At 67.3% G+C, this 19,174-nt stretch carries 33 protein-coding genes and 1 tRNA gene; 18 read left to right on the forward strand and 16 right to left on the reverse strand.

From position 1 onward, the window contains the following. From CSC64_RS06755 to CSC64_RS06790, 9 genes are all read right to left on the reverse strand, one after another. Positions 1-264, reverse strand: a complete 264-nt coding sequence (locus CSC64_RS06755) for a hypothetical protein (protein WP_162434567.1) — start codon at positions 262-264, stop codon at positions 1-3. After that, positions 261-527 carry a hypothetical protein gene (locus CSC64_RS06760; RefSeq protein ID WP_162434568.1) on the reverse strand — a complete coding sequence of 89 codons (267 nt, stop codon included), beginning with the start codon at positions 525-527 and terminating at the stop codon, positions 261-263. The genes CSC64_RS06755 and CSC64_RS06760 overlap by 4 nt, the downstream gene beginning before the upstream one ends. Further along, positions 527-958 (reverse strand): hypothetical protein, encoded by a 432-nt coding sequence (locus tag CSC64_RS06765; RefSeq protein WP_238389796.1) that lies wholly within the window; start codon positions 956-958, stop codon positions 527-529. Before CSC64_RS06765 ends, CSC64_RS06760 begins: the two co-directional genes overlap by 1 nt. Positions 959-1,138: 180 nt before the next feature. Beyond that, positions 1,139-2,464, reverse strand: coding sequence for a replicative DNA helicase (locus CSC64_RS06770; RefSeq protein ID WP_162434570.1), 1,326 nt, complete (start codon positions 2,462-2,464; stop codon positions 1,139-1,141). Beyond that, a complete protein-coding gene (locus tag CSC64_RS06775) occupies positions 2,461-3,258 on the reverse strand; it encodes a YdaU family protein (RefSeq protein ID WP_162434571.1) in 798 nt (265 codons plus the stop codon). The genes CSC64_RS06770 and CSC64_RS06775 overlap by 4 nt, the downstream gene beginning before the upstream one ends. Next, positions 3,255-3,428, reverse strand: a complete 174-nt coding sequence (locus CSC64_RS06780; RefSeq protein WP_162434572.1) for a hypothetical protein — start codon at positions 3,426-3,428, stop codon at positions 3,255-3,257. The genes CSC64_RS06775 and CSC64_RS06780 overlap by 4 nt, the downstream gene beginning before the upstream one ends. After that, positions 3,425-3,553, reverse strand: coding sequence for a hypothetical protein (locus CSC64_RS14015; protein ID WP_274381657.1), 129 nt, complete (start codon positions 3,551-3,553; stop codon positions 3,425-3,427). Before CSC64_RS14015 ends, CSC64_RS06780 begins: the two co-directional genes overlap by 4 nt. Then, positions 3,550-4,101 carry a hypothetical protein gene (locus CSC64_RS06785; RefSeq protein WP_202922330.1) on the reverse strand — a complete coding sequence of 184 codons (552 nt, stop codon included), beginning with the start codon at positions 4,099-4,101 and terminating at the stop codon, positions 3,550-3,552. Before CSC64_RS06785 ends, CSC64_RS14015 begins: the two co-directional genes overlap by 4 nt. Before the next feature lie 70 nt (positions 4,102-4,171). Then, positions 4,172-4,552 carry a hypothetical protein gene (locus CSC64_RS06790; RefSeq protein WP_238389793.1) on the reverse strand — a complete coding sequence of 127 codons (381 nt, stop codon included), beginning with the start codon at positions 4,550-4,552 and terminating at the stop codon, positions 4,172-4,174. 223 nt (positions 4,553-4,775) lie between these two features. Between CSC64_RS06790 and CSC64_RS06795 the strand changes: the two genes are divergently transcribed. Then, positions 4,776-4,997: a hypothetical protein gene (locus CSC64_RS06795; protein ID WP_162434574.1), complete on the forward strand. Its 222-nt coding sequence runs from the start codon at positions 4,776-4,778 to the stop codon at positions 4,995-4,997. Between the two features lie 204 nt (positions 4,998-5,201). Continuing rightward, positions 5,202-5,468: a hypothetical protein gene (locus tag CSC64_RS06800; protein ID WP_162434575.1), complete on the forward strand. Its 267-nt coding sequence runs from the start codon at positions 5,202-5,204 to the stop codon at positions 5,466-5,468. A 107-nt stretch (positions 5,469-5,575) separates the two neighbouring features. On the opposite strand, the gene CSC64_RS06805 is transcribed toward CSC64_RS06800, so the two are convergent. Beyond that, complete coding sequence (locus CSC64_RS06805; RefSeq protein ID WP_162434576.1) at positions 5,576-5,815, reverse strand: helix-turn-helix domain-containing protein; 240 nt, start codon at positions 5,813-5,815, stop codon at positions 5,576-5,578. An 83-nt stretch (positions 5,816-5,898) separates the two neighbouring features. On the opposite strand from CSC64_RS06805, the gene CSC64_RS06810 reads away from it, so the two are divergent. The 16 genes from CSC64_RS06810 (at position 5,899) to CSC64_RS06885 (ending at position 14,299) form a co-directional block, all read left to right on the forward strand. Then, entirely contained in the window at positions 5,899-6,432 is a 534-nt protein-coding gene (locus CSC64_RS06810; RefSeq protein ID WP_162434577.1) for a helix-turn-helix domain-containing protein, read from the forward strand. Positions 6,433-6,717: 285 nt separating this feature from the next. Continuing rightward, complete coding sequence (locus CSC64_RS06815; RefSeq protein WP_238389794.1) at positions 6,718-7,044, forward strand: hypothetical protein; 327 nt, start codon at positions 6,718-6,720, stop codon at positions 7,042-7,044. A 158-nt stretch (positions 7,045-7,202) separates the two neighbouring features. Next, the gene (locus CSC64_RS06820) at positions 7,203-8,072 is read left to right on the forward strand and encodes a DUF7666 domain-containing protein (protein ID WP_162434579.1); all 870 of its coding nucleotides are present in this window, start codon (positions 7,203-7,205) and stop codon (positions 8,070-8,072) included. Positions 8,073-8,075: 3 nt separating this feature from the next. Continuing rightward, entirely contained in the window at positions 8,076-8,420 is a 345-nt protein-coding gene (locus tag CSC64_RS06825) for a hypothetical protein (RefSeq protein ID WP_162434580.1), read from the forward strand. Continuing rightward, positions 8,417-9,226 (forward strand): pentapeptide repeat-containing protein, encoded by an 810-nt coding sequence (locus CSC64_RS06830; RefSeq protein WP_162434581.1) that lies wholly within the window; start codon positions 8,417-8,419, stop codon positions 9,224-9,226. The genes CSC64_RS06825 and CSC64_RS06830 overlap by 4 nt, the downstream gene beginning before the upstream one ends. A 23-nt stretch (positions 9,227-9,249) precedes the next feature. Beyond that, positions 9,250-9,477, forward strand: a complete 228-nt coding sequence (locus CSC64_RS06835; protein WP_162434582.1) for a hypothetical protein — start codon at positions 9,250-9,252, stop codon at positions 9,475-9,477. Next, complete coding sequence (locus CSC64_RS06840) at positions 9,474-9,617, forward strand: hypothetical protein (protein ID WP_162434583.1); 144 nt, start codon at positions 9,474-9,476, stop codon at positions 9,615-9,617. Before CSC64_RS06835 ends, CSC64_RS06840 begins: the two co-directional genes overlap by 4 nt. After that, entirely contained in the window at positions 9,607-9,750 is a 144-nt protein-coding gene (locus CSC64_RS06845; RefSeq protein WP_162434584.1) for a hypothetical protein, read from the forward strand. Before CSC64_RS06840 ends, CSC64_RS06845 begins: the two co-directional genes overlap by 11 nt. Before the next feature lie 346 nt (positions 9,751-10,096). Continuing rightward, a complete protein-coding gene (locus tag CSC64_RS06850; RefSeq protein WP_162434585.1) occupies positions 10,097-10,786 on the forward strand; it encodes an ERF family protein in 690 nt (229 codons plus the stop codon). Next, positions 10,783-11,085, forward strand: a complete 303-nt coding sequence (locus CSC64_RS14065) for a hypothetical protein (RefSeq protein ID WP_162434586.1) — start codon at positions 10,783-10,785, stop codon at positions 11,083-11,085. The genes CSC64_RS06850 and CSC64_RS14065 overlap by 4 nt, the downstream gene beginning before the upstream one ends. A 154-nt stretch (positions 11,086-11,239) precedes the next feature. Then, positions 11,240-11,383 (forward strand): hypothetical protein, encoded by a 144-nt coding sequence (locus tag CSC64_RS06860; protein WP_162434587.1) that lies wholly within the window; start codon positions 11,240-11,242, stop codon positions 11,381-11,383. A gap of 26 nt (positions 11,384-11,409) precedes the next feature. Continuing rightward, the gene (locus CSC64_RS06865; RefSeq protein ID WP_162434588.1) at positions 11,410-11,652 is read left to right on the forward strand and encodes a hypothetical protein; all 243 of its coding nucleotides are present in this window, start codon (positions 11,410-11,412) and stop codon (positions 11,650-11,652) included. A 109-nt stretch (positions 11,653-11,761) separates the two neighbouring features. Then, a complete protein-coding gene (locus CSC64_RS06870; RefSeq protein ID WP_162434589.1) occupies positions 11,762-12,112 on the forward strand; it encodes a hypothetical protein in 351 nt (116 codons plus the stop codon). Between the two features lie 19 nt (positions 12,113-12,131). Beyond that, the gene (locus CSC64_RS06875; protein WP_162434590.1) at positions 12,132-12,938 is read left to right on the forward strand and encodes a DUF445 domain-containing protein; all 807 of its coding nucleotides are present in this window, start codon (positions 12,132-12,134) and stop codon (positions 12,936-12,938) included. Positions 12,939-13,384: 446 nt separating this feature from the next. Beyond that, positions 13,385-13,825 (forward strand): Lar family restriction alleviation protein, encoded by a 441-nt coding sequence (locus CSC64_RS06880; protein ID WP_162434591.1) that lies wholly within the window; start codon positions 13,385-13,387, stop codon positions 13,823-13,825. Positions 13,826-14,101: 276 nt separating this feature from the next. Then, complete coding sequence (locus tag CSC64_RS06885; RefSeq protein ID WP_162434592.1) at positions 14,102-14,299, forward strand: hypothetical protein; 198 nt, start codon at positions 14,102-14,104, stop codon at positions 14,297-14,299. Positions 14,300-14,323: 24 nt separating this feature from the next. Here the strand turns inward: CSC64_RS06885 and CSC64_RS06890 are convergent. The 6 genes from CSC64_RS06890 to accD all read right to left on the reverse strand — a co-directional run bounded on the left by CSC64_RS06890 (position 14,324) and on the right by accD (position 19,055). Next, a tRNA-Leu gene (locus CSC64_RS06890) sits at positions 14,324-14,408 on the reverse strand. A gap of 44 nt (positions 14,409-14,452) precedes the next feature. Continuing rightward, positions 14,453-14,935 (reverse strand): preprotein translocase subunit SecG, encoded by a 483-nt coding sequence (secG, locus tag CSC64_RS06895; RefSeq protein ID WP_238389795.1) that lies wholly within the window; start codon positions 14,933-14,935, stop codon positions 14,453-14,455. A gap of 31 nt (positions 14,936-14,966) precedes the next feature. Further along, positions 14,967-15,725, reverse strand: coding sequence for a triose-phosphate isomerase (gene tpiA / locus CSC64_RS06900; RefSeq protein WP_162434593.1), 759 nt, complete (start codon positions 15,723-15,725; stop codon positions 14,967-14,969). Between the two features lie 48 nt (positions 15,726-15,773). Then, the gene (locus CSC64_RS06905; RefSeq protein ID WP_162434594.1) at positions 15,774-16,727 is read right to left on the reverse strand and encodes an isopenicillin N synthase family dioxygenase; all 954 of its coding nucleotides are present in this window, start codon (positions 16,725-16,727) and stop codon (positions 15,774-15,776) included. Between the two features lie 82 nt (positions 16,728-16,809). Further along, the gene (glmM, locus tag CSC64_RS06910; protein ID WP_162434595.1) at positions 16,810-18,165 is read right to left on the reverse strand and encodes a phosphoglucosamine mutase; all 1,356 of its coding nucleotides are present in this window, start codon (positions 18,163-18,165) and stop codon (positions 16,810-16,812) included. Continuing rightward, a complete protein-coding gene (gene accD / locus CSC64_RS06915; protein WP_162434596.1) occupies positions 18,162-19,055 on the reverse strand; it encodes an acetyl-CoA carboxylase, carboxyltransferase subunit beta in 894 nt (297 codons plus the stop codon). The genes glmM and accD overlap by 4 nt, the downstream gene beginning before the upstream one ends. Positions 19,056-19,174 lie beyond the last annotated feature (119 nt).

The raw sequence follows: 19,174 nt of genomic DNA on the forward strand, positions 1-19,174 counted from the left end.
TCACACCCTCCACGCCAGTTGTGCGCCGGGCGTTGCGAACGCAGGCGCCCACTCCCGGAACATGCGAGACAGCGCCGATTCCTCCCGGTCCCTCGGGCACAGCGGCTCGACCCGGCGAATGTCCATCCGGCTTGCCATCTTCTTAAGCGACAGGTCAGTGCGCCCCATCGCCACGGCAAGCGCGGCAATGTCGGCCGTCGGGTACTCCTGAGCCAATCGCGCCTTGTCGGCCGGCGTCCAGGGGCGGTATACGTCAACGCTCATCCGTAAATCCTCCGCAGGGTTTCGTTCAGCGCGTCCAGTTCATCCATCTTCCGGATGCGCCATAGGGTTTTGTCGCCATGCCAGCCGTTCGGGCCTTGGTGGCAGTGCCAGCACAGCGCCACCGTGGTGAAGTGGTCGCCCTGCTGTATGTGGTGGGCCGCGCTTGGCGGCGGGGCATTGCACACGACGCAGGCCGCCGACTTGACCGCAGCCATGTGCGCCGACTCGCCCCGCGTGTGGGCCTTGGAGTTTTTGGAGCGCATCAGGCGGCCTCCTGTGCCGGGAACTCCAACGCCACGCCGCGCGACAGGAAGTCGGCCTGTACGGCTTCCAAGTATTTAGATAGCTGCGGCTTGGTCATCAGCGAAGTCACCGGCAGGTACTTCATCGCCGACAGCTTCTGTTCGTAGCTCAGCCCCTTCAACGCGCCGTCATAGAACGCACGGAACTCCGCGTCCTCCGCCCGAAGGATCGGGACGCCGTGGTGTAGCTTGCAGTACGCCTTCCACCCCAGCTCGTCGTCCTCCCGGCATTCGCGGGCAAGTTGCTGATACCAGGCGTGGCTGATTGCGTTCTGGTCCAGCGAGCGGGCCTTGCCGGTCCGCACGTTCAGCCGCAGGAATCGGTGCGCGCGGTACTGCTCGCGCAGCTCGCCGATAGCCGATTGCAGCGCCGTATCACTGTTGACGATCATTTCCACTGTGCTTCTCCGCTTCCTGTTTCGCCGCATCCGGCGTATCGAATCCGCCCAAGCAATCCTCTACCCTGTTCCGATCCCGCCCCAGCAAGTACCGCGTGCCGTTCGGGCCTGCGCATCGCCGGATGAAGTACGGCGGCGATACGATCAGGTCGGGGTCGGGGGTTTTGGTCCATTTCACAAATCCCCCCAATCCGCATCTTTCTTCGCGTCCGCCCACTCGCTTGTGCCGCCCGTGAATCGGCAGGCGTGCAATTCGTCCTCTAGGCGGATCAGCCCGGTCGGGCCGTTGCGCTGAATCGCCAGGTCAAGGCGCAACCCCTTGGGCGCGGCCTTGTCGTAGTAGCTGGGCCGGTGCAGCAGGAACATGGCATCCAAGTCCTGTTCAATCGCACCGGAATCACGCGCGTCGGACGGGCGCGGAGCGCGCACCGTTCCGCCCTGCTCGCTGCCACGGTTCAACTGGAACACGAGAATCACGGGGATTCGCAGTTCCTTGGCGATGATCTTCACCCGGCGCGTGGCGTGGGCAATCGCAAGGTCGTGACGGTCGGCCTTGGGAAGCCGCAGCAGGCCCAGGTAGTCGATGCACAGCAGGTCAAGCTGGCCGCAGGCGTGAAGCTGGCGAGCCTGTGCTTCGATCTGCTCGATGGTCACGTCCGTGCGGTCGGAAATCAGCAGCGGTGCGTTGCGAAGGTCTTTGATCGCCACGGTCAACTGCCCGGTTGCCTCGGGCGCGGAGTCCATCAAGCGCGGGCGCTGCAACAGCGTTGACGGAACGCCCGACCGGGCGCACACCATCCGCTGCATCAATTCCTCGTCGCTCATCTCCAGCGACCACACCGCCACGCTTTTCGCCGGCCACTCGGGCTGCCCGTCACGCAACGGCGGGCAAGCGACGTTGGCGCAAATGTTCATCGCCAACACGGTCTTGCCCATCTTGGCTCGCGCGCCGATGCCATACACCCGGCCCGGTTGCAGCCCGCCGGTCATCTCGTCAATCAGCGGGAACCCGGTGCGCAGGCCCATCAGCGCATCGCCCGCCTCGTACCGCACCATGACCGAATCCCACATGCGCTGTAGCGCCGCACGGGCCGGGACGGCGGTCGCAGGCTGCGAGGACAGCAGCGCAGTCATGGCGGCTTGCGTGGTCGGCATGTCGCCGGTCTGCGCACCCTGTCGGCAGACTTCGCGGAACCGGCGGTCCAGCGCCGCCCCCTGCACCTTCTCAGCCCAGCCGCGAACGTTGGACGACCCGGCGGTGTTGGCCGCAAGGCTCACGACCTCGGCGCAGTCCGTCACGCCCTGGCGCTCGGCCTCGTCGCCAATCACGATGGCGTCAAGGTCGGCAGCGGACCGGGCCACGTCGCCGCACAGGCGGTACAGGTTCGCCAGCCGCAGCGTCGGGAAGTCCTCCGGCCGCAGCATGTCGGCAACCTGCCAGTAAGCATCCTTGCCGCCCAGCAGGATTCCGCCAATCACGTTCTCGGCTGCGAGGCTCATGCGGCGCTCCTGTCGTTGTACCGGCCCTCGATGACCTTGGCGAAGTTCCCCGCCGTCACCAGCCAATCAAGCCCCGGCAGGAACGGGCGGCCGTTCTGCCCCTCACGCTTCCCGGTCAGGAACGGAGACGCCGCGCAGTGGGCGAAGAACCGGCGCCAGTAGTCCAGCGATTGCCGCTTGCGGTCCTCCCGCCACCGGGTCCGCAGCGCTGCCGCCCTTGCTCCATCCCAAACCTTCATCCGGGGGTTGGCGGGCATCAGCTCGTGGTACAGCGCGAGGATTTCGCCGTGCGGGCATGGCGGGATTCCGTCGTCGTCCGGCTTGCCCGGCGACAACGTAGCGATAGCTACGTTCTCTTGTATGGGGTCTGGGGTCTGGAGAGCTTTTTTCTGGGTTTCGTTTTCAATAACCGGAATGGAACCCAGCGAAAACCCACTGGGTTTTTCTTCGGAACCCAGTGGGTTTTTCTTCGGGCGACCACCGCGCTTCCCGTTCTCCCTTGCCGCCGCCATCCGGCCACGGGCCTTTTCAATCTCCTCGTCAACCCTTCCGTTGTGGCGCAGGCCGTCCTCGGGATCGACCGGAAAGAAGCGGTCAGCCACCTTCTTGACCGCAGTCTTGTCCGCTGCGGTGACAGCAGCGGCGATGACGTACAGGTCGCCCAGGTCGGCCGGCAGCGGTTCCTCGGTGGCGTAGTACTCCAGCAGCAGGCGCAGGTAGGCGCCGTGGTCCACCAGCGTCAGACGGCCGGTGTCTTTCAGGTAGTCGCCGGGGTACAGTTCGAAGTAGTTCACGGCGCAGGCAACTCCATCTGCGGCCCCGGCGCCCTGCGAGCCTCGGCACGGGCCATTTCTCGGGCGACCATCTCGCGGTGTTCGGCAACGTCCCGTGGCGTCACAGGCGGCGCATACAGGTCGGACAGCAGCGCCAGGCACTCGGCGCACTTGGCGGCGTGGTCGGTCATCGGCGCACCGTCCTTGCATGGGAAGGGATGACCTGCTGGCTGCGCGCGTAGTCGCTGGACAGCTGGCCGGGGGCGAACACTCGCCACGGGTGGGTCTTGGGCTTGGCGGGCTGGGGAGTGGTCATGCGGCCTCCTGGGCGGCGTCAACGCCGCCCCACTGCGCGGCAATGGCGGCGGCGATGTTGGGGAGGGTCCGGCTGCGCTCTTTCCAGCGGTTCGGCCCAGGCGGCATCCGGTGGATTCGGGCCTCGGGCTCGGCGCCGACAGGAAGGCCAAGCGCCTCGCGGCACTCGTCGGCCGTCCGGTACGTCGGCACCAGCCTCGGCACGCCCCACAGCCACAGGCAGGTCGCCTTCGTCTCGTAGTGGCCGAACATCCACGGCTGGATCACCTGGTCAGGCTTGCGGAACAGCGACGACATGACCGAAACGGGATGCTCGAAGTAGCCGCCCGGGATGTGCCGCGACCGACGCCATCCGTTCATCCACAGAGACGCGCTGGCATAGAACCGGCCGTCCAGCTTCTTGGCGGCGAAGTGCTTGGCCCCGGACACCGAAGCATCGGTGCAGGGGAAGTGGAAGCCGGCGAAGTCCCACGGGAAGTCGATCACGTCGAACACGTCGCCTTGGTAGTGCGGGCCGGGCGCATCGGTCGGGAGCAGGTCACAGCTCATAGCCTCGTGCCCCCCCCTATGAATGCGTCGCGCACCGCGCCGGACGATTCGCAGCCAATCAGGACGCGCTTCATGCGGCGACCCCCCACGCAGCCAAGCAGGCATCGGCCGCACGGTCCGCCTCGTCGCGCTGGATCAGCAGGCCGCGATTGCGCGCCTCGCTCTCGACCCGCTCGCGGTACTGCGCCACCAGGTTGCAGCCGGTCGCAAGTGCAAACCGATGCAGGCGGGCCGGCGGCATGGCGCGCTTGTTCGTCTCGCTGGCGATTTCGGACAGGCAGCTATCGCCCTTCCATCCGCACAGGAGGGCGACCGTGAGCTGGTCGCGCCCATGCAGTACGCGGGCGATCCGCAGGCACTTCCGCACCGCATCGGCCTCTGACCGCACGGCCATGACGACGCCGAGTGGAGCGTCTAGGGGAAGTTCGCGTTGGTTCGCGCCGGCTCGCATGGATTCGCGTCTCGTTTTGGGTACAAAAAAGGCCCGACCCCGAAGGACCGAGCCATGCTTGATCTAGTGCGAACCGCCCCGCAGAACGTGACCGTCCTGATCTGGATTGCCGGGGGCGTTGTGGCCGCGCGACGGGTCGGCGGCAGGGTCGTGGTGCGGAGGGTGCGGTGAGCCGTGGACCGGGTAGGATTGGCCGATCACACCGCGCCCAAAGGGGGCAGCTATGTCGCAAGACCTGGAAAGCCGAGTCGCGCAGCTGGAAGCCGAAGTGAATGTGCTGCGGGCGTACACGCAGGCATTACTCGGATTCGTCCCAAGGACCCCACAGGGAACGGAGTGGATCGCGTCGGTCAACCGAAGGCTGTTCAATGGAGCCTCCGAGCAGACCGCGCTGGCCCTGAAGCACATGAACTCGATGAGTCACACGGCGGCGTTTCGAGGTTAAGCAGCTCCTGCGCCTCGCCCATTACCCGCCGCCACTCCGCATCCTCTGCGGCAGTCGGCCGCATAAGCCAAGCCGCGACGGCACGGATGCTGTCGCGCACCCAGACCCGGGGATTCCAGTGGTCAGCCATTGCCGCCCTCCCCGGCTGGGCCGTTGTGGCGGCAACTCGCGTAAGCTGCCTCCGGGGCGCAACTGGAGACACTGATGAGCAGCACGGAAAGGGCCGCTGCGGCCCTAATGGCACGAATGGACGTGGCGGAGACCCTGTTGAAGGTCATCATCACGAACCACCCGGACCCGAAGATCCTTGCCGCCCACTGGGAGGCATTGCTTCCGACGATGGCGGATGCTGGGTTCGATCTTCAGCTGGACGTTCCGTTCTACAAGGACACGTATCAGAAGAAGCTGGCCGAGTTCTCAGCACTGCTTCGGTTACTTGCCGACAACGCAGGGCGGCAACCTCGGCCTTAAGCGATTCAATTGCCTGGCTGAGCGCCAGGATTTCCCGGCACACCCAGTCGAAGCCAAGACCGGACGCACGGTCAGGACGGCGGCTGCGCTGCAGCCACGCGAAGGGGTTACGCATTGGCGTTCTCCTTGGGTTGGCCCGGGGCTGGGCCGAAGATCAGGCCGACGCGGCAGACTTCGCCGCTGGTGCCTCGCTCGATCTGAGTTGCCCACTCCGGCGTGTAACCGAGCTGGCCGTTCTCCCACTGCGACACGCGACTCTGGGAGACGGGCCTGCCGTAGCGGGAAAGTTGGGCGGCAAGCTCGACCTGGGACAGGCCCTTGTTCGTGCGATAGGTGCGAAGGTCCATGGGCGCATATTAGCGCCCCTAATCCACACATTCAACAGGGGCGCTAATTGAATTTGCCTATCGCCAGAATTAGCGTTCCTGATATGGCCGACAAGAAGTCAGACAGGTCCGCGAAGCCGACTCCGCTTGATAAGGAGACGGCCGAAACCCTCACGCGGCTATGGAACGAGTACCGAAGGCAGAACCTATCGGCGAGCGGAAAGCCGCCGACCCAGGCGGTGCTGGCGGAAGCTACCGGCTACACGCAGAGTGCGATCAGCCAATACCTAAACGGGTACCTGAAGTTCGGCTACGGGGCGGTGCTGAAGTTCGCCAGGTTCTTCGGGGTGTCGCCATCGGAGATCCGCCCCGACCTGGACGCCTTACCCGACGCGCCCGGACAGGATACCGGCTTGCTGATCGCGAGGCTGGAGAACGACATCGACGCCCTCCAGTTCGCGCTGGGCGCCGTCCTTACTGTGATGGCTCGGCACCGACCAGCCGAAGCTGAGGAACTGGCCGCGCAGCTTGCGAAGGTGCCTGCGAAGTTCCAGGACCGGGGCCTTGTGCCGGCACTGCAGCAAGCCTTGGGGCAGAAGGCGCCCGCGAAAAAGGCAGCGGGGCGCGCCGCCGCTTAGCAGCCCTAAGCTCCTGAATCTGTTGGCAGAAGGCAACAAAGGGGTCTTCGGTATCGTGGTTTGCCATGGTGCCCTCCCTGTGGGGCCATCATCCAAGCCGGTTGGCGCAGAAGCTGAGACGGAGGAAACATGCGCGTACTTGTGATCGCTGGAGCCATCCTTGCCTCAGGCGCAGCCGCCGCCCAAGGGCAAGCGCCCTATTGCCTGCATAGCAACGCGGGGCCCGTCCTATGCCAGTACCACACTGTGGGACAGTGCGGATCGGCAGCGCGGACCCTTGGGGGCATGTGTGCACCCAATACCGGCGTTCAGCAGCGCCAGCAAATCCAGCTACAGACGGTGCCGCAGGTGAGCCCCCTCGCGGGGTATGAGTACGTGCGGGCGCAAGGCGAGGCCGGCGCGCGACGGGCAAGAGAGGAACAGGAGCATCGCGCCAGGATGGAACTGCTCCAGGCGCAAACGCAGGCTGCGCAAGCTCCGGTCTACATGGGCAGCCCAGAGCCCGCGCCCGCTGGCAAGCGCGTTCTCTATAGCTGTCGGACCAGCGAAGGGAAAGAGAACATCACCGAGCAGCCATTCGTCGGTTGCATGGTCTACAGCGTAAGTGACTGATCCGTCGCTTATTCGCGCCCCTAATAGCCCTTGACTATCGGCCCAGCAGGGTTCGATTGAAACAATCCTCGAAGAAATATTAGCGCCCCTGTTGCTTTAAGAAATAAGGGCCGCTAATCTACTCCCATGCCCCCACCACGGCGGGCAGGGAGAATGAGATGGCCGCTCGCAAGACCAAGACCGCCGAAGCCACCGGCGAAGTCATCCAGACCTACAAGGGCTTCGGCCTGGACTGGAAGTGTCGTGATTTCCAGTTCGAGGTCGGCGGGGAGTACGAGCTGGCCGGTGAAGTGGCCGCGTGCAAGGCCGGCTTCCACGCCTGCGAATACCCGCTGGACGTGCTGAGCTACTACCCGCCGGGCACGAGCCGCTACGCACTGGTCGAGCAATCCGGCGACCTGAGCCGCCACAGCGGCGACTCCAAGGTCGCCAGCCGGCGCATCAAGGTCGTCGCGGAAATCGGCATCCCGGGGCTGGTCAAGGCGGCTGTCGAGTACACCTTCAAGCGTGCCACGCCGAGCAATACGTCGGTGGCCACGGCTGAGCGCGAGAGCGCCAGCGCGACGGGCTACCGGGGCGCGGCCAGCGCGACGGGCGACCAGGGCGCGGCCAGCGCGACGGGCGACCGGGGCGCGGCCAGCGCGACGGGCAACTGGGGCGCGGCCAGCGCGACGGGCTACCAGGGCGCGGCCAGCGCGACGGGCTACCGGGGCGCGGCCAGCGCGACGGGCGACCAGGGCGCGGCCAGCGCGACGGGCGACCGGGGCGCGGCCAGCGCGACGGGCAACTGGGGCGCGGCCAGCGCGACGGGCTACCGGGGCGCGGCCAGCGCGACGGGCAACTGGGGCGCGGCCATGTCATCCGGCTATGCCGGCAAGGTCATGGGCAAGGATGGCAATGCCCTGTTCCTTGTCGAGCGCAACGACGACTACGAAATCATCGCAACGTGGGCGGGTATCGCGGGCCGGGACGGGATCAAGGCCGATACGTGGTACACGCTACGCGGCGGCGTGCCGGTGGAGGCCTGAGCCATGGCCACCTACCCCGACTACAGCCGCTTCCCCGGTCCGGGCGACCTGCCGGGCGACAGCAGCCACCCGAACAGCCCGGACTACAGCGAGCCGGCGTTCTGCATGGACGACGCCATCCGCAATGTGGCATCGCTTGACGGCGAGGCGGAGGAACTGGCGGCGCACCTGATCGAGGCGCTTCCGGCGCTGCGGTGGATCGCGCAGAACGTCGAGCTGCCGCGCATCGTCGGCAACCACTTCGCCAGCTACCGGGCCGACTTTGCCGCCCTGCTGGCCCGCACCGAAAGCCTGCACAAGGCCGTGGACGCCGAGCTGGAAGCGCTGAATGGGAGGGCTGCGGCATGACCGCCAAGAAGCCGGAAATCATCGAAATCCGCAGCCGCTACACGGATGCCGTCCTGTTCAAGTGGGAGTGCGACCCGGAAGTCACCGGGCTAACCGTGGGCGAAAAGCTGGGGCGGGCTGTGCTGGCGGCGGTTGAGGCCCGCGCCGACCTGAGCTGCGCCAACCTGAGCTGCGCCTACCTGAGCGGCGCCGACCTGAGCGGCGCCAACCTGAGCTGCGCCTACCTGAGCGGCGCCAACCTGAGCTGCGCCTACCTGAGCGGCGCCAACCTGAGCTGCGCCAACCTGAGCTGCGCCTACCTGAGCGGCGCCGACCTGAGCGGCGCCGACCTGAGCGGCGCCAACCTGAGCGGCGCCGACCTGAGCGGCGCCGACCTGAGCGGCGCCGACCTGAGCTGCGCCAACCTGAGCGGCGCCGACCTGAGCGGCGCCAACCTGAGCGGCGCCGACCTGAGCGGCGCCAACCTGAGCGGCGCCAAGGGCGCCGACTACGCCATCGCGCAGACCCGCATCCTGCCGGAAGGCTCGCTGATCGGCTGGAAAAAGTGCAACGGCGGCGTGACCGTGAAGCTGCGCATCCCCGAGGGCGCCAAGCGCTCGCACGCCTTCGGCCGCAAGTGCCGGGCCGAGTACGTCGAAGTCCTGGAGGTGATCGGGGCCGAGGTCGGCATCAGCTCGCACGACGGCAAGACGGAATACCGCGTCGGCGAGACGGTCCGCCCGGATTCGTGGAGCGACGACTGGCAGACGGAGTGCGCCAACGGAATCCATTTCTTCATTACCCGGCTGGAGGCCGAAAACTACTAATGGCCGCCATCGGAGGACTTGCCGTGATCGAACACAACAACGCCGACCTGTACGGCGAGGGCCAGTGGACCGGCACGCCGGCCACGGCAGACGGGTCGCGGGCGCCGCTTCCTGAGTACCCGCAGCCAGGCGAGACGTGGGCCGAGTTCATCCGCGACGGACTGGTGGCGCTGGGCTGCACCGCCCTGGTTGTGTCCAGCTTCGTTGGGGTTTTCTTCCTCGCCCTGCTGGCGAATGGATGGTCGTGGTGAGCCCCGACAGCTACTTGGCGCGGCTGGAACGTGACTTCGACGCCATGTTCCGCCTGCCGCCGATCAATCCGCCCGACCCGCTGGCCGAGGTCGAGGCATCCGAAGGTATCGCAGCGATGGAGAGTGACGATGCTGAGTGATGCGACATCTGCGCGACTGATGCGCGCCCATATCGAATGCGCGACGGGTGATCCGATCCGGCGCGCGAGTTCCTGGCCCTACGTTGCCGTGCTGCTGGTGTGCGCAGGCGTCGTGCTGGGAATGGCGATCTAGTTCTACGGAGAGGAATGCGCAGGCTGATGCGCTGACCGCCAAGAGCGGGAGAAGTAGGCAGCGTCACCGAAAGCACCGGTCGAAATGAAGGGTCCTGACTGACGCATTGACCTGACTGGGATAGCCCCGACATGCCGGAGATCAGCACCGGCCCTCTCCACCCACAACGCAGGGCGCCTCCCCCGCCCTGCCCAGCCCGCGCCGGCCGGGTAAGCCACGAAGCCGGACTTTTTCTAGGAGCATTCATGGAAACCGAAACCTACGAGGAATACGTGCTGGCTGAAATGGCCGACGCGCAGGATCGGGAAAGCGATCCGGATTTCACTTTCAGCTACGGGAGCAAGCCGTGAGCGTACACACCAAAATCATGAAGGCCCGGCTGGAGCTGGGTCAGCGTGACCTGAAAAAGACCGGTGAGAACAAGTTTGCCGGGTACAAGTATTTCGAGCTGGGCGACTTCCTGCCAACCGCGCAGGCGATCTTCGCCGACCTTGGGCTGTGCGGGCTGGTGTCGTTCACCGCCGACACCGCAACCCTGACCATCACGGACACCGAGGACGGCTCGCAGGTTGTCATCACGTCGCCGATGGGGTCCGCCGCGCTGAAAGGATGCCACGAGGTCCAGAACATCGGCGCGGTGGAGACGTACCAGCGCCGTTACCTGTGGGTCGCCGCGTTTGAGATTGTCGAGCATGACGCGTTGGACGCGACCACGGGCAAGGCGGCTCCCGAGGCGAAGGTGCGCAGCATCGCCCCCGGCGTGTCGGCCACCGGCAAGGTGTCGCCCACGGATGGCGTGTGGAACGCGCTGGATGACGAAGAGCGCGAGTTCCTGGCGGGCATCGCCGCCAACGTAACCGACCACTTCGCCGGCCCCAAGCCGACCGATAGCGAGGCCGACAGCGCGCACGCCTACTTGGCCGCGCAGCAATTGACCGGAGACGAGAAGGCTGCGCTGTGGACGCAGCTTGGCAGCGCCGTCCGCTCCGCCCTGAAGCGCGCCCATGAGCGCAGCAGCAATAAGGAAGCAGCATGAGTACCGACGCCAAGTTCATCCCCGGCCTTTTCTTCAAGCCGCCGCACGACAACGCGCCCGACTTCGTGATGGCGAAGGGGTCGATCAAGATTGCCGACCTGTCCGCATGGCTGGCCCAGCAGGACGGGGAATGGGTCAACTTCGACCTGAAACGCTCCCGCGACGGCAAGCCCTACGCATCGGTGGACGACTGGAAGCCGAACGGCGGCGGTCAGCGCCAGGAGCGCCCGCAGCGTGCAGCGCAGCCGCAGCCCGCGCCGGCCGGCGACGACTTCGCCGACGACGACATCCCGTTTTGAGACACGCCAGGCAAGCCGTGAGTGCCCAACCACGCGCGCACCTGCGCGATAGCAGCCGGAGCTTGTGAGCCTACGGGCGCAGCTCCCACGAGTGATCCGGTGTCGAGGCGCCCCGTCCTATAGGGCGCAGTGTTTCCACCACGAGGAACTGAAGATGGCCGAATCGAGCGACTACTACGATGCCCTGCGCTGGGCGGCGGATGAACTGGCGAAGCTGCCGGCCGATCCGATCAATGCGCTGCGCCTGCACCACCTGCGCGAACTGCGCGACACGATGCAGCGCGAGGCCCGCAAGTGAGCGTCGGGAATGTGTTTACCCGCCCGGTGAGCGCCATTGCCGACGAGGCCGCACTGCGCGTCACGGCTGCTCGCAGTCCGAAAGCCGTGTGCATTGCGCCGGATGGCCGCGTCACGGTTGAGACGCCGCAATGGGCGATGGAGGGCGACATCGTGGGCGTGTACGCCAGCGACTCCCGGCTCGACCTGTGGCGGCTGATCCGCGACGACATGGAAGCGCACTTGTATGCGCGGCCCGTGGCGAAGCGGGCAAGACGCGAAGCAGCGTAACCCGACGATAGCCCCATCAACCAGCGAGACGAGATGATGAACGAGAAGATCAGCCACCCGACCAATGTCACGTTTGCGCTGCTGGATGGGGTCAACCTGGAGACGACCAATGGCAAGTGATGTGGAGAAGGTGATGGTGTGGGCCATCATCGGCGAGAAAACTGGCGCGGTCATCCGAACGGATCACGGGACGCAGGCGGAAATGGACAAGGCGGCCGAGTTCTGGAAGCCGCATTTCTGCTACGTCCGCCAACTGGTCCTCGCTGAAGCCCTCACCCAACCTGCGACCTCGGGGGAGGTGACCCCCTCGCTTGATCGTGCGGTGGAGGCGGCTCTGGACGCCAAGCCGTTCTCCGATAGCCATAACAACGGTATCCGTGTGTGGCAACTGATCGATGAATACTCCGAATGTACCGAGGTGATGCGCGCTGCCATACTCGCCGCCCTTCCGCACCTGTAACGCAAGTCAGGAGTAGGACATGCCCGATAACAAGAACAGCAGCGGATGGCAGTACGAGTCGATGCGCTTTCTCGCGTACAAGCTGCGCCAGATGAGTGCCGTTGGGTTCGACGCCAGCGTCTGCACGGATGCCGCATCGTGGCTGGAAAAGATGACCGCGCCCGCCATGCTCAACGGGGTGGAGTACGACCGTGAGCTGATCGCAGATATGCTCAAGGACGCAGCAGACGGGAACATCCGTCGTTGGCTCAAGGCTGCTATTCGTCTCCAGGAGCGGCTGCTACGCGAAGCGAATAACCGCAGCGTCGAGGACGCAGGGACGGTGAACCTGTCGGCCGACAACCGCGACGCTGCTGGGGTGGAATGGGACGCGCAGGCATATGCCCAGATGCGCGACACCGTGGAGGAATGGAAGCGGCGCGCACTGGAAGCTGAAGCTGCGATCCAGCGCATGACCGACGAGTTCAACGCCGAGAACGGGCCGACGCACATGGGCGAGCCCGTGCTTCCGCCGACCCCCAACGAAGGCTGTGGCGTTGCCGATGGACACCACCCACCGGCCGCGCCTGCCTGCCTTGACGTACACCCGTGCCCCTGTGGCTGCGAGCGCGTTTGTTGCAATAGTTGCGGCGCGGAACTTGGCAAAGCTGCTGCGGCGCCTGCGGGAGAGGCTGTGGCGTGGCTCCCGTCTGCGCATGAATGGCTTTCGGAGAATCGCGGAGATGCCTCGCAGGACTGGATTGACGGGTGGGACGCATGCCGGAATCGCTGGCAGTCGATCACCCACCCGCCAGCGACCGAGGTGCGGGAGGTGGATCGTGGGTAGCAGCCGCCGATTCATCGATGCGCCGACCGACATGCGCTGCCGCTGGGACGTGACCCTGCGCGACGGGAGCCGGGCGCAGTGCGGAAGGCTACGGAAGCACGGCGACCTCTGCACGCAGCACCAGAAGATGGCCGACACCGCCCATTTCCCATGCTGCGGTGGCAACGACGAGCTGCCTCCAGATCACACGATGGACTGCCAGAGAGCCGCCCTGTCGCCGCCGGGCCGGGCTGAGGGGGAGGGGTCGTGAAGGTCAATCGAACGGACGCCAATGGCGCGCCCTACATTCAGTGCGAACTGTGCAGCAGGCAGGCATCTATGCAGGAAGCGGCGCAGTCGAGCTGGGACTGGTTCACGGGGTGCCTTCATAGGACGTTCCACTACTGCCCGATCCATAGCCGCTCACCTGAGCGCAATTCAGCTTTCGAGAAGTCGAGGACGAAGCCATGACCCCCATTGAACGCAAGGCCCGCGAGTTGCTTCCGTGTCCGTTCTGCGGTAACGCGGATGTCGGCAACGATGAAGGATGCTTCCAGACTGGCGGCCACTGGGAGGTCCGATGCGGAAATCCATCGTGCTTCGCGCATGAACCATGCGGCGCAACCTACGACGAGGCTGTCGAGCGCTGGAACCGCCGCGCCGCCCTGACACCCCCAGCGGGCGGGCTGCCGGAGTGGCAGCCTATCGAGACGGCGCCGCGGGATGTCCAAGTCCAGCTGCACAAGGCTGGCAAGCAGTACGTCGGCCAGTGGGCACTGAACCCGCTCACGGGCGAAGTGGCGTGGAGCTTGGGCGAACTTGGCGGCGGTGACCGCGCCCTGATCGTCGGACCAACCCACTGGATGCCCCTGCCCGCCGCGCCATCGCCCAAGGGGGATGAGCCATGACCGCCGCTGAATTGATGGCCTCGATCCGCTATCAAGTGTTCCGCCCGGAGGTCACGACGATGGGCGCGTGCCCGAGGTGCGGGAACGGTAGCCGAGGCGCGGGGACGTGCGCAGATTGCCTCGGGCGCGAGCTGGACGTGCTTACCGATGGGGCCGCTGGAAGCGGGCTCGTGGCCGCTTCCCGTGCGCTGCGGGTTGCGCAGGACCGCGTGCGGCTGCTGGTCGATGGAGGGGAAGATGGGCGCGGCTGAATCGATCCCCTGGACGGAGCTTGCGATGACCGCCGAGGACTGCGGGAAGCTGTGGGGGATGACCGCCGACCACTGGTTGCGCACGGTGGCCTGCCGGCCGGACTTCCCGGCGCGGCTGTCCGTGAAGCCGGCCACATGGCGGGCCGGCGAAGTGGTCGCATACCGGAACGAGAACCGCCCGGCTCGGCGCGGATCGCGCCAGAATTACGCCAAGCAGGGCTGAAACCCTTGTCCTGCTTGGCTATGTTGGTGCCCAAGAGGGGACTCGAACCCCTACGACTCTCGTCGCTACCACCTCAAGGTAGTGCGTCTACCAATTCCGCCACCTGGGCAATGGATCGCATGCTCGGCCGCACGCGGCCGCGCATTGTACGCCTTACCGCGCGGGCGGCGCAGCCTCTTCCGGCTGCGGCTGCGGCTGCAGTTGCGGCTGCGGCACCGTGCCGCCGTCGGTCGCGGCGGCCGGCGCGGGTGCCGGAGCGGCGGCGGCGGGCACTTCGGACGCGGCCGGGGCGGCGGCCGGCAGCGCCGGCATCTCGCCCGGGGCCAGGGCGCCACCCGCTGCCGGGACCGGAACCGTCGGCTCGGCCATCAGGCTGGGCGCGGCCTGGGCGGCCGGACGGGCACTGTGGCTGGCGTACCAGGCCATGAACAGGCTGATGCCGAAGAACACCACGGCCAGCCACTTGGTGCTCTTGGACAGGAAGTTGGACGCGCCACGCGCGCCGAACACGGTGCCCGAGGCGCCGGCCCCGAAGCCCGAACCGGCGGCCGCACCGGCGCCGCGCTGCAGCAGGATCAGCGCGATCATCGAGATCGCCACCAGCACGTACACCACGTTGAGGATCAGCATCAGCATCTGTTGTCTTCTCGGATCTTGCTCTCGTCGCCTAGCGGGCCACGGGGGCCGCGCGGGCAATGGCCAGGAAATCCGCGGCCACCAGCGAGGCGCCACCGATCAGCCCGCCGTCCACGTCCGGCTGCGAGAACAGCGAGGCGGCGTTGTCGGGCTTCACGCTGCCGCCGTACAGGATTGGCAGGGAATCGGCAATTCTAGCATCGTGGCCGGCGATCTGGCGACGGATGAAGGCGTGCACGGCTTGGGCCTGCTCCGGGCTGGCCGTGCGGCCGGTACCAATGGCCCAGACCGGCTCGTAGGCGACCACGGCGCTGGCGAAGCCCTCGACCCCGACCAGGTCCAGGACCGGCTGCAGCTGGCCGGCGATGACCTCCCCGGCCTGGCCGGCGTCGCGCTGCTCCAGGCGCTCGCCCAGGCACAGGACCGGGCGCAGGCCGGCGTTGAGCGCGGCCCGGAACTTGCGCGCGACCAGCTCGCTGCTCTCGTTGTGGTACTGGCGTCGCTCCGAGTGCCCGCACAGCCCGTAGCGGGCGCCGACGTCGACCAGCATCGCGGCGGAGACCTCGCCGGTGTAGGCGCCCTGCTCGTTGCTGCTGACGTCCTGGGCGCCGAACGCCAGGGCGCTGCCCTCGAAGTCCTCGATCAGGTCGCCCAGGTAGGGCAGCGGCGGCAGCACCACCAGTTCGACCCCCGGCACCGGCGTGGCCGCGGCCAGTTCGCCCACCAGCGCGGTGGCGAAGGCACGCGTGCCATGCAGCTTCCAGTTGCCCGCGACGATCCTGCGACGCATGCCCCGCTCCCAATGTCCGGTGATGCGCGAAAGGATACCGCGCGCGCCCTACTTCAGCTTGATCTCGCGCAGCCGCTCCTCGAGGTAGCCCTGCGCGGTGATCGGCTCGGGATAGCGGCTCGGGTTGTCGGCGGTGACCGTGGACGGCAGCACGTCGATCAGGAAATCCGGGTTCGGGTGCAGGAAGAACGGCACCGAATAGCGCGGCTGCCGCGCCTGCTCGCCCGGCGGGTTGGTGACCCGGTGGGTGGTCGACGGGTACACGTGGTTGGTCAGGCGCTGCAGCATGTCGCCGATGTTGACCACGATGGTGTCGGCGTCGGAGGTGAACGGCACCCACTCGCCCTTCTTCGACAGCACTTCCAGGCCGGCGGCGCTGGCGCCGACCAGCAGGGTGATCAGGTTGATGTCCTCGTGCGCGCCGGCGCGCACGTTGGGGATGTCGTCGGCGGTGATCGGCGGGTAGTGGATCGGGCGCAGGATCGAGTTGCCCGAATCGGTCTTGTCGGCGAAGTAGTCCTCCGGCAGGCCGATGTGCAGGGCCAGCGCGGCCAGCACCTGCGAACCGAGCCGATCCAGCGCCTGGTACAGGCCGTAGCCGTGCTCGTGGAAGCCCTCGACTTCCTCCGGCCACAGGTTCGGCGGCATCACCTCGCGGTACTTCGAGTCGTCGGCGATCTCGCGACCGATGTGCCAGAACTCCTTCAGGTCGAAGTGCTTGGCGCCCTTGGCGGTCTCCACCCCGAACGGGGTATAGCCGCGGGCGCCGCCGCCGCCGGGCACGTGGTACTTCTTCTTGGTTTCCTCGGGCAGCGCGTAGAAGCGCTTGAACACGTCGTAGGCCGCGTCGATGTCGGCCTGCGGGATGCCGTGGTTGCGGATGCCGGCGAAACCCCACTCGCGGTAGGCGGCGCCGAGCTCGGCGACGAAGGCGTCGCGGTCGGCGGCGGTGGACGGCGCGGTGAAGCGGGTGATGTCGAGGGTCGGGATCTGGGAGGCCATGGGATCGCTCCGGAAACGCGTGTCGGGTTGGGCGGACGGCATGGATTGGACCACGCCGCGCGCCGGGGGTTCTTGATCGTGGTCAGGCCGCGGCGGCCTGGCGCACGGCGCCGGCCAGGCCTTCCAGGATGTCCTGCATCAGCCCGGCCTCGTCGGCCTCGACCGTGACCCGGACCACCGGCTCGGTGCCGGATGGACGCAGGAAGGCGCGCCCCCTGCCCTGCACCGCTGCCTGGGCGGCCTGCAGCGCGGCGCGCACGCCCTCGGAGTCGACGATGGCCCTGGCCGACGCTCCATCGAGGCGGACGTTGATCGTCTTCTGCGGCAGCATCGACAGCCCCGCCAGCGCCTGGCGCAGGCCCTGCCCCGAGCGGCGCAGCACGTCCAGCACCTGCAACGCGCTGACGATGGCGTCGCCGGTGGTGGCGCGGTCCAGGCACAGCAGGTGGCCGGAGGCCTCGCCGCCGAGCACGCCGCCACCCTCGACCAGGGCATGGTGGACGTAGCGGTCGCCGACCTTCGCCCGCTGGAACGGGATGCCGGCCTCGGCCAGCGCCTTCTCCAGGCCGTAGTTGGTCATCAGCGTGCCGACCACCGGCCCGCGCAGGCGGCCGCTGGCCTGCCACGCCTTCGCCAGCACGTAGAGCAGGCCATCGCCGTCGACCGGGTTGCCCTGGTCGTCGGCCATCAGCACGCGGTCGCCGTCGCCGTCGAAGGCGATGCCCAGGTCGGCGCCATTGGCGCGGACCTGGCTGGCGAGGTTGTCGATGTGCATCGAACCGACCCCGGCGTTGATGTTCAGACCGTCCGGGGCCGCGCCGATGGCAACGACCTCGGCGCCCAGCTCGCGGAACAGCAGCGGGGCGATGTGGTAGGTGGCGCCGTGCGCGCAGTCGAGCACGACCTTCAGCCCGCGCAGGTCGAAGCCGCGCGGCACCGACGCCTTGCAGAACTCGATGTAGCGACCGACCGCGTCGCGGGTGCGCACCGCCTTGCCCAGCCGCTCCGACCCGACCGTGGCGAAGGCGCCGTCCAGCGCGGCCTCGATCGCCAGTTCGGTGGCGTCGTCGAGCTTCTCGCCGGCGGCGGAGAAGAACTTGATGCCGTTGTCGTAGTGCGGGTTGTGCGAGGCGCTGATGACGATGCCGGCGTCGGCGCCCAGGGTGCGGGTGAGGAACGCCACCGCGGGGGTCGGCATCGGCCCGAGCAGCTGCACGTCCACGCCGGCGGCAACCAGCCCGGCCTCCAGCGCGGCCTCGAACATGTAGCCGGAAATGCGCGTGTCCTTGCCGATCACCACGCTGCGCCGGCCGGGCCGTGCAGCCAGCACGCGGCCCAGGGCGTTGCCCAGGCGCAGGACGAAATCGGCCGAGATCGCCCCTTCGCCGACCCGGCCGCGGATGCCGTCGGTGCCGAAATAACGTCGCGTGCCGCTCATGCCGCGTCCAGCGTGTCGCTGTCCTCGGGCTGCGGCTGGCGGGTCATCATCGCCAGCAGGCCGGCGAGGCGGTCGCGCAGCTCGCGGCGGTCGCAGATCTGGTCGATGGCGCCGTGCTCGAGCAGGAACTCCGAGCGCTGGAAACCCTCCGGCAGCTTCTCGCGCACGGTCTGCTCGATCACCCGGGGGCCTGCGAAGCCGATCAGCGCCTCCGGCTCGGCGATGTTGAGGTCGCCCAGCATCGCGAACGAGGCCGACACGCCGCCGGTGGTCGGGTGGGTCAGCACCGAGATGTACGGCAGCCCAGCCGCGCGCAGCCGGCCCAGCGCCGCCGAGGTCTTGGCCATCTGCATCAGCGAGAACAGGCTCTCCTGCATGCGCGCGCCGCCGCTGGCGGAGAAGTTCACGAACGGCGAACCGATCTCCAGCGCGCGCTCGGCGGCCAGGGTGAACTTCTCGCCCACCACCGAACCCATCGAGCCGCCCATGTAGGCGAAGTCGAACGAGCTGGCGACCAGCGGCCGGCCCTTGAGCAGGCCCTGCATCGCCACCAGCGCGTCGAACTCGCCGGTGGCCTTCTGGGTCGACTTGATCCGCTCGGTGTAGCGCTTGGAATCCTTGAACCGCAGCACGTCGGTCGGCGCCAGGGTGGCGGCGATCTCGCTGGTGCTGCCGGGGTCGAACAGCGAGGCCAGCCGCGCGCGGGCACGGATGGCCATGTGGAAGTCGCACTTCGGGCAGACCTCCAGGTTCTCCTCCAGCTCCGGGCGGTACAGCACCGCGCCGCAGCGGTCGCACTTCTCCCACAGGCCCTCGGGGACGCTGCGCTTGCGGTTGGCGGCATTGTCGGTGCGGATGCCGGAGGGCATCAGTTTGCTGAGCCAGCTCATTCGAAGGGGTCGGTTCCGTTCTGGGGCCGTGGCCGGCCGGAAAAGGGCGACAGTCTAGCCCAGAGCCCCGGGCGCCGGCGCTGCGGCGCATCGGTCCATACCTTAACGCATGGTAGGCT

The organism is Pseudoxanthomonas koreensis, from assembly GCF_010093225.1.
GTDB classification, from domain to species: Bacteria; Pseudomonadota; Gammaproteobacteria; order Xanthomonadales; family Xanthomonadaceae; genus Pseudoxanthomonas; species Pseudoxanthomonas koreensis.

Excerpts from the sequence above, each read along its gene's own strand:
- CSC64_RS06755 (WP_162434567.1), bottom strand. The coding sequence starts at position 264 with ATGAGCGTTGACGTATACCGCCCCTGGACGCCGGCCGACAAGGCGCGA.
- CSC64_RS06760 (WP_162434568.1), bottom strand. The coding sequence starts at position 527 with ATGCGCTCCAAAAACTCCAAGGCCCACACGCGGGGCGAGTCGGCGCAC.
- CSC64_RS06765 (WP_238389796.1), bottom strand. The coding sequence starts at position 958 with ATGATCGTCAACAGTGATACGGCGCTGCAATCGGCTATCGGCGAGCTG.
- CSC64_RS06770 (WP_162434570.1), bottom strand. The coding sequence starts at position 2,464 with ATGAGCCTCGCAGCCGAGAACGTGATTGGCGGAATCCTGCTGGGCGGC.
- CSC64_RS06780 (WP_162434572.1), bottom strand. The coding sequence starts at position 3,428 with ATGACCGACCACGCCGCCAAGTGCGCCGAGTGCCTGGCGCTGCTGTCC.
- CSC64_RS14015 (WP_274381657.1), bottom strand. The coding sequence starts at position 3,553 with ATGACCACTCCCCAGCCCGCCAAGCCCAAGACCCACCCGTGGCGAGTG.
- CSC64_RS06785 (WP_202922330.1), bottom strand. The coding sequence starts at position 4,101 with ATGAGCTGTGACCTGCTCCCGACCGATGCGCCCGGCCCGCACTACCAA.
- CSC64_RS06790 (WP_238389793.1), bottom strand. The coding sequence starts at position 4,552 with ATGCGAGCCGGCGCGAACCAACGCGAACTTCCCCTAGACGCTCCACTC.
- CSC64_RS06795 (WP_162434574.1), top strand. The coding sequence starts at position 4,776 with ATGTCGCAAGACCTGGAAAGCCGAGTCGCGCAGCTGGAAGCCGAAGTG.
- CSC64_RS06800 (WP_162434575.1), top strand. The coding sequence starts at position 5,202 with ATGAGCAGCACGGAAAGGGCCGCTGCGGCCCTAATGGCACGAATGGAC.
- CSC64_RS06805 (WP_162434576.1), bottom strand. The coding sequence starts at position 5,815 with ATGGACCTTCGCACCTATCGCACGAACAAGGGCCTGTCCCAGGTCGAG.
- CSC64_RS06810 (WP_162434577.1), top strand. The coding sequence starts at position 5,899 with ATGGCCGACAAGAAGTCAGACAGGTCCGCGAAGCCGACTCCGCTTGAT.
- CSC64_RS06815 (WP_238389794.1), top strand. The coding sequence starts at position 6,718 with ATGTGTGCACCCAATACCGGCGTTCAGCAGCGCCAGCAAATCCAGCTA.
- CSC64_RS06820 (WP_162434579.1), top strand. The coding sequence starts at position 7,203 with ATGGCCGCTCGCAAGACCAAGACCGCCGAAGCCACCGGCGAAGTCATC.
- CSC64_RS06825 (WP_162434580.1), top strand. The coding sequence starts at position 8,076 with ATGGCCACCTACCCCGACTACAGCCGCTTCCCCGGTCCGGGCGACCTG.
- CSC64_RS06830 (WP_162434581.1), top strand. The coding sequence starts at position 8,417 with ATGACCGCCAAGAAGCCGGAAATCATCGAAATCCGCAGCCGCTACACG.
- CSC64_RS06845 (WP_162434584.1), top strand. The coding sequence starts at position 9,607 with ATGCTGAGTGATGCGACATCTGCGCGACTGATGCGCGCCCATATCGAA.
- CSC64_RS14065 (WP_162434586.1), top strand. The coding sequence starts at position 10,783 with ATGAGTACCGACGCCAAGTTCATCCCCGGCCTTTTCTTCAAGCCGCCG.
- CSC64_RS06860 (WP_162434587.1), top strand. The coding sequence starts at position 11,240 with ATGGCCGAATCGAGCGACTACTACGATGCCCTGCGCTGGGCGGCGGAT.
- CSC64_RS06870 (WP_162434589.1), top strand. The coding sequence starts at position 11,762 with ATGGCAAGTGATGTGGAGAAGGTGATGGTGTGGGCCATCATCGGCGAG.
- CSC64_RS06875 (WP_162434590.1), top strand. The coding sequence starts at position 12,132 with ATGCCCGATAACAAGAACAGCAGCGGATGGCAGTACGAGTCGATGCGC.
- CSC64_RS06880 (WP_162434591.1), top strand. The coding sequence starts at position 13,385 with ATGACCCCCATTGAACGCAAGGCCCGCGAGTTGCTTCCGTGTCCGTTC.
- CSC64_RS06885 (WP_162434592.1), top strand. The coding sequence starts at position 14,102 with ATGACCGCCGAGGACTGCGGGAAGCTGTGGGGGATGACCGCCGACCAC.
- secG (WP_238389795.1), bottom strand. The coding sequence starts at position 14,935 with ATGCTGATGCTGATCCTCAACGTGGTGTACGTGCTGGTGGCGATCTCG.
- tpiA (WP_162434593.1), bottom strand. The coding sequence starts at position 15,725 with ATGCGTCGCAGGATCGTCGCGGGCAACTGGAAGCTGCATGGCACGCGT.
- CSC64_RS06905 (WP_162434594.1), bottom strand. The coding sequence starts at position 16,727 with ATGGCCTCCCAGATCCCGACCCTCGACATCACCCGCTTCACCGCGCCG.
- glmM (WP_162434595.1), bottom strand. The coding sequence starts at position 18,165 with ATGAGCGGCACGCGACGTTATTTCGGCACCGACGGCATCCGCGGCCGG.
- accD (WP_162434596.1), bottom strand. The coding sequence starts at position 19,055 with ATGAGCTGGCTCAGCAAACTGATGCCCTCCGGCATCCGCACCGACAAT.